This is a genomic window from Mycobacterium sp. ML4 (genome assembly GCF_054515735.1).
This window is the reverse complement of sequence record NZ_JBTNSY010000059.1, coordinates 1-4,663: the sequence shown is the minus strand read 5'-3', so window position 1 is coordinate 4,663 and position 4,663 is coordinate 1. Positions and strand designations below refer to the sequence as shown.

The following is a 4,663-nucleotide window of genomic DNA, read 5'->3' as shown; positions in this document are numbered from 1 at the left end:
GGCGGGAAGCGTTTGACTTTTCCGAATCTGGCGCTGGCAACTAACCCGCGGCGCCGCGATATTCACCATGGCACCGAGTCGCCGATCCATTGCGGGAACTTACTCCATATCGCTACACCACACCGACGGCACGAACGCAGCGACCAGGTGGCGTGTTAAGGGCACGGCCTCGTCGAGCGCGTCGGCGGCGATCGCAGTGGTCCTGGCTCACTGCTTGCTTGCCCACGGCGACAGTGACGGGTAATGAGCTACGTTCTCGCCACCTTGTCGACCGGGATGGGGCAGTCGGTGCACACGCGGTCATCGCACAAGCGGCAGAGCGTACGGCGCTCCCGATCCGTGGTCCCCATTGAGGACAGCACCTTGTGCAGGAGCGCAGCAAAGGTCTCCTGCTCGGCTTCTGTCAACGGCGCCAACAGCGGGCGAATCGCGGCAAGACGTCCCCGTAGCAGTTCCTCGCGAAGGGCGGCGCCCCCCTCGGTGAGATAGAGCGCGATCGCCCGCTTATCGCGTCCTCCTCGGCGCTCGACGAGGCCATCGGCGACAAGCCGGTCAACGAGACGCACCGATCCTGGATGGGACAGGCCAAGGATGCGTCGCAACTGATCGTTGGACGGGCCAAGGCCGTATCCGATGACGACGAGAGCCGCAGGTGTTTCACCGGCGCGGCTGAGGATGTCGCGAGCAGTTTCCTCGATGCGATCGGCGATGGCCAGCCCGACCGCACCGAGCAGATTGGCGGTACGGTCCATCATCGCTCCAATATATGTGCGGCCCGCACATTTTTGTGCTTGACTACATGTGCGTAGCGCACATATGTTGCTCAGGCGAAGGAGGCTCTCGTGGCGCCCCAAGAGAAGCAGGACCAGAAGGAGGTCGTTGCACCTTCGGCTGAAGTCTTCGGAGGTCAGCCGGATGGGAGCCTCGATCAGCGCGTGTTCTGCCCGGCAGACCGGCCTACGCTTCACCACGTCAGCCTGTTCGTGTCAGACCTGGCGGCGTCCATGCGGTTCTACACCTCTGGGCTCGGGCTAACTTTGAGGGAGGAGTTCCGAGACATCATCGGGCGCCGAGCCTCCGGCGAGTTCCCGTTTGGAGTGGCGAGCTTATTGTTGGAAGCTGGAGACGGGCGGTACATCGAGCTGCACCCCGCCGGGCACGGGGTGATGTCTCTACCTGGCTTCCCGCTCAATCATCTCGCGCTCGGCGTGATCGATGTAGATGCCGCCTACCTTCAAGCGCTCGCGGCTGGCGCTGCGCCGTTCGACATCCCGGTGCCTGGGCAGCATTGGGATGGTGCACCGCTTGACGTGACAATGTCGGGCGATCGTCCCGAACCCATGCGGATGGCATTCCTTCAGGGGCCGAGCGGTGAGCTGATCGAGCTGTACCAGGCGGCGAGCACCTCCCCAGCAGAGCCGGCAGCGTAGGAAGGTCGAAATGCTCGACAGTCTGAAGACCAGCGCGGCCGACTGGGACGCGGGACAGCCCGCCCGGTCTGGAGTTTCTGTTCGAAGCGCGCGTGAAGCTTCACCTTCCGGCGATCAACGTGGGGCCAGTGCCCGGCGGCACTCGCGTGATCTTTCTCGTGAAGGGCGGCGAGTTCGAGGGCCCCCACCTGCGCGGCCGTGTGGTACCGGACGCGGGAGCGGACTGGATCCGCATTCGACCGGACGGATCGAGCGTCCTCGACGTGCGCTTCTGCTTGGAGACGCACGATAACGCCTTGCTTTATGTTTATTGGCAAGGCCGCTTCTGGTCGGCGCCGGACGATGCCGAGTATGCGCTCGATCTGGAAAACCCCGACGACCCGGCAGGCGCGTGGCGCTACTACTTCCGCGCGGCGCCGCAGTTCGAGACCGGAAATCCCCGCTACGCGTGGCTGAACAACATCATGGCCGTCACCAAGTCCCGGACCGGCGACGGTGGCCCCATCCACCGCGTCTACGCCGTGAAGTGACGACTGCGGGACGCCACTTCACGTCCCGTTCGCGCCAGATCACCGGTGCTCAGCGATGAACGGGCGCAGCGTTCCGACCGACGCCCCACCCATCGCACCCGGCAGATCCCCGGCGACCGCGACGACTGGATCCCCACCGACTGCCCCCGATCAGCTCCGACGAGCTGTTCCAAGTCGCCGGACGCGTCGCGCACGTCAAGTGGAGCCCTTCGCCAGGCCGAACCGGGCCGATGGCTACCAAAGGCATGTCAAATGGGTCTTTGCAGTGTCGGCATTGACTGCCATAAGGTGCGCGGCCGCAACGGCCTCTGGCATCGCTACTACTACTGCCGCAACCACGACCCCCTGCGCGCAGGGGGCGAGTCGCGGCGCTGCCCCGAACGCAACATCCGCGCCGACGCCCCTCGACACGTTCGTGTTGGACTACATCCCCGCGCGCGATTACCTACCCCAATCTCGTGCTGGCCGACGAGCAAGCAGTCGATCGTGGCGTGCGCGTTGGATGGGACACCGGTGGGGTGTTGAACGGCGGTTGACCCCGGACGATTGAGATGTCCTGGAATGGCTGCGGTGGCTACCAGGTCGGGTGGCAGTGACCTATGAGGCGGGCCCAACCGGGTTCGGTTTGGCCCGGTTTTCGGGCCGCCAGGTTGATGTGCTTGGTTGCAGCGTCCTCGAAAAGTTGCAGCGCCCGGCCGGCGATCGGGTCAAGACCGACGCCTGCGAGGTCCTCAGCCCTGAGACAAGCGCGGCTTCTCGGAGCTGGGCCAAATAGGCATCGGCCGCCGCAAATCGCTCGTCACTCATGATTTCCATTCCCCTCTCGGTACGTACGTTTCTCGGACTGTGCGTCTCAAGGCAGTGCTATCCGGAGGGCCTTACTGACTTCCTCCATTGTGGGCGGAGATAAGGCGCCGAGCGATTCAGTGAGTTCATCGTGGTAGAGCTGCACGATGTCGTCGACCAGGACGAACCCCACGAGAGGGTCGGCGGCGGTCAATGGTACGACGGTAGGTACGTGCGCGTTCTTGCTCGTGGTCGTGATCCGAGCCGCCAGCACCGTGTCCAGGTTTCTGTTGCGCGAGTTGTTGCTGAGGATCACCCAGGGCTTGGAGCCGTGCCCGAGGTCCACTCGGTATGTCTGGCTCCGCATCCCGCGATTCACAGACCGGCCTCGGTCCTACGCGCGTAGCGGTCCCGTGCCGCCTGCCGCTCCGCGCGCGCAGGCTCGCTGTTGAACTCCGCGGCCAGTTGGGCGTATCCGGCGTCGAGGACGCGTTCACGAAGCGCTTCGGCCCCGGCCTGGAGCAATGCCCGGAGCGCGCCGGCTTCCGATTTGATGTCGCTTTCGCCTCGTTGACTCACCCACTGGCGCAGTACCTCAAACGATGCGGAGCCCTCGCTGAGGTACGGCGCGATCACCGCTTCATCGGCGTCTTTGAGGATTAAGCTCACTCGCTTACTCATGGTGCACACAATACACCCTTATCAAGCGCACAAACATGCGCGTTACGTGGCGCAAAGCAGGCCGTGAAGATTCCAAGATCTCGTCGTGTGAACCCTAAACGTGATCCCAGATTATGTGGCTATGGCCTGAGGCATTCCAACGGATTCGGTTTCGGCGATTCTTGGCGGCATTTGCTGAGTCCGGTTCTTTCCTTGTGCCACAGAGATTTCCGGCGTCAGTTGATCCCAACGAAAAGCTGCGGATTCCGGTCGTATCCATTCAAAACCGATGAAGGATGAGGAAAGGCCTGATCGTCACCTTCCTTTTTTTCGCTCGCGGCGACGAGTGCCGATTGGCGGTGCGCTTCTCAGACGAACTCCGGGGCGTTCACATCGGGAACCCCGATTTGAATTGGCCGGAGGCCTCGTTGCCGCAGCCGTTCGCGATGCCCGTCGAACACTTTCCCGGGCAGGTGACACACGACTACGTTGCATGTAACGGTCTGCGCGGGGGGCACGCAGCAACAAGATCTGGATCCGCTGGTCGCGGGTTCGAGCCCCGCCCGCCCCACTTCAGCCGCCGTACGGAGAGCCGCAGTCAATTCCCAGCGACGGCCTGCACCAGCATGGTCGCAGATGGGCTCGACAACACCCAGTTCCCGTTTTGATTGACGAACATGAGGGGCTTCGTCACCGGTGTCGGCAGCTTCGGCCCCGAGATGGCCACATCGGACATGACCGTAGCCGGACCGTTCTGTTGGATATTGGAGACGACAAACGACAACGGGAGCTGCCCGTTCCGGTATGCCACTCTCAGCTCGTGATCCATCTCATGGCCCTCGCCCGACCCGATGCCGCCTTCGACGAGACCATCTTTGGTCCGGTATGACACGCCCGGATTGGAAAGGTCGTTGAGGATGCCGGTCAATTGGTCAGGGGTCGGCAGCTTCAGTGTCGAGGCGGGTTGCGGGTCCTGCGGTAGCGGCGCGCCGGTCGAGGCGAGGTGCACCTGAGGCAGACTTGCAGGCGCAATGCCCCATGCGCTGGATGCCAGGCCGGCGGCGCCACCGCCAACGACGGCCAGTACAGCTGCGCTGACGGCAATGGATTTCATGGATTTCACGGTTTCCCCCTAGTTTGCGCACGGACGTGCGGGACCGTTTCCCGCATCTGTATGCCGACAATTTCTACTGGGCACATAGTGCATCAATATGAGGGCCCAAAACTGCTCTGCATCAATCGGTATCAAGCTGTTAG

The 4,663-nt window shown here is 63.1% G+C and carries 6 protein-coding genes and 2 pseudogenes; 3 read left to right on the top strand and 5 right to left on the bottom strand.

Translation table 11 applies throughout. The features are described 5' to 3' along the window. Positions 1-248: 248 nt before the first annotated feature. Positions 249-755 (bottom strand): MarR family winged helix-turn-helix transcriptional regulator, encoded by a 507-nt coding sequence (locus ACX9NE_RS29085; protein ID WP_459365226.1) that lies wholly within the window; start codon positions 753-755, stop codon positions 249-251. A gap of 87 nt (positions 756-842) precedes the next feature. Here ACX9NE_RS29085 and ACX9NE_RS29080 point away from each other — a divergent pair, with 87 nt between their 5' ends. The 3 genes and pseudogenes from ACX9NE_RS29080 to ACX9NE_RS29070 form a co-directional block, all read left to right on the top strand. Next, on the top strand, positions 843-1,430 hold the full coding sequence (locus tag ACX9NE_RS29080; protein ID WP_459365227.1) for a VOC family protein: 588 nt from the start codon (positions 843-845) through the stop codon (positions 1,428-1,430). Positions 1,431-1,498: 68 nt separating this feature from the next. Continuing rightward, positions 1,499-1,960: a DUF3237 domain-containing protein gene (locus ACX9NE_RS29075; RefSeq protein WP_459365231.1), complete on the top strand. Its 462-nt coding sequence runs from the start codon at positions 1,499-1,501 to the stop codon at positions 1,958-1,960. A 498-nt stretch (positions 1,961-2,458) separates the two neighbouring features. Continuing rightward, positions 2,459-2,681 (top strand): annotated as a pseudogene (locus ACX9NE_RS29070) (IS110 family transposase); the annotation flags it as partial. 132 nt (positions 2,682-2,813) lie between these two features. Here ACX9NE_RS29070 and ACX9NE_RS29065 read toward each other — a convergent pair. The 4 genes and pseudogenes from ACX9NE_RS29065 to ACX9NE_RS29050 form a co-directional block, all read right to left on the bottom strand. Next, on the bottom strand, positions 2,814-3,113 hold the full coding sequence (locus ACX9NE_RS29065; RefSeq protein WP_459365228.1) for a type II toxin-antitoxin system PemK/MazF family toxin: 300 nt from the start codon (positions 3,111-3,113) through the stop codon (positions 2,814-2,816). An 8-nt stretch (positions 3,114-3,121) separates the two neighbouring features. Beyond that, positions 3,122-3,427, bottom strand: coding sequence for a hypothetical protein (locus ACX9NE_RS29060; RefSeq protein WP_459365229.1), 306 nt, complete (start codon positions 3,425-3,427; stop codon positions 3,122-3,124). 215 nt (positions 3,428-3,642) lie between these two features. After that, a pseudogene (locus ACX9NE_RS29055) lies at positions 3,643-3,886 on the bottom strand (antitoxin MazE-like protein). Positions 3,887-4,004: 118 nt separating this feature from the next. Next, the gene (locus ACX9NE_RS29050) at positions 4,005-4,529 is read right to left on the bottom strand and encodes a hypothetical protein (RefSeq protein WP_459365230.1); all 525 of its coding nucleotides are present in this window, start codon (positions 4,527-4,529) and stop codon (positions 4,005-4,007) included. Positions 4,530-4,663 lie beyond the last annotated feature (134 nt).

Excerpts from the sequence above, each read along its gene's own strand:
- ACX9NE_RS29085 (WP_459365226.1), bottom strand. The coding sequence starts at position 755 with ATGATGGACCGTACCGCCAATCTGCTCGGTGCGGTCGGGCTGGCCATC.
- ACX9NE_RS29065 (WP_459365228.1), bottom strand. The coding sequence starts at position 3,113 with ATGCGGAGCCAGACATACCGAGTGGACCTCGGGCACGGCTCCAAGCCC.
- ACX9NE_RS29060 (WP_459365229.1), bottom strand. The coding sequence starts at position 3,427 with ATGAGTAAGCGAGTGAGCTTAATCCTCAAAGACGCCGATGAAGCGGTG.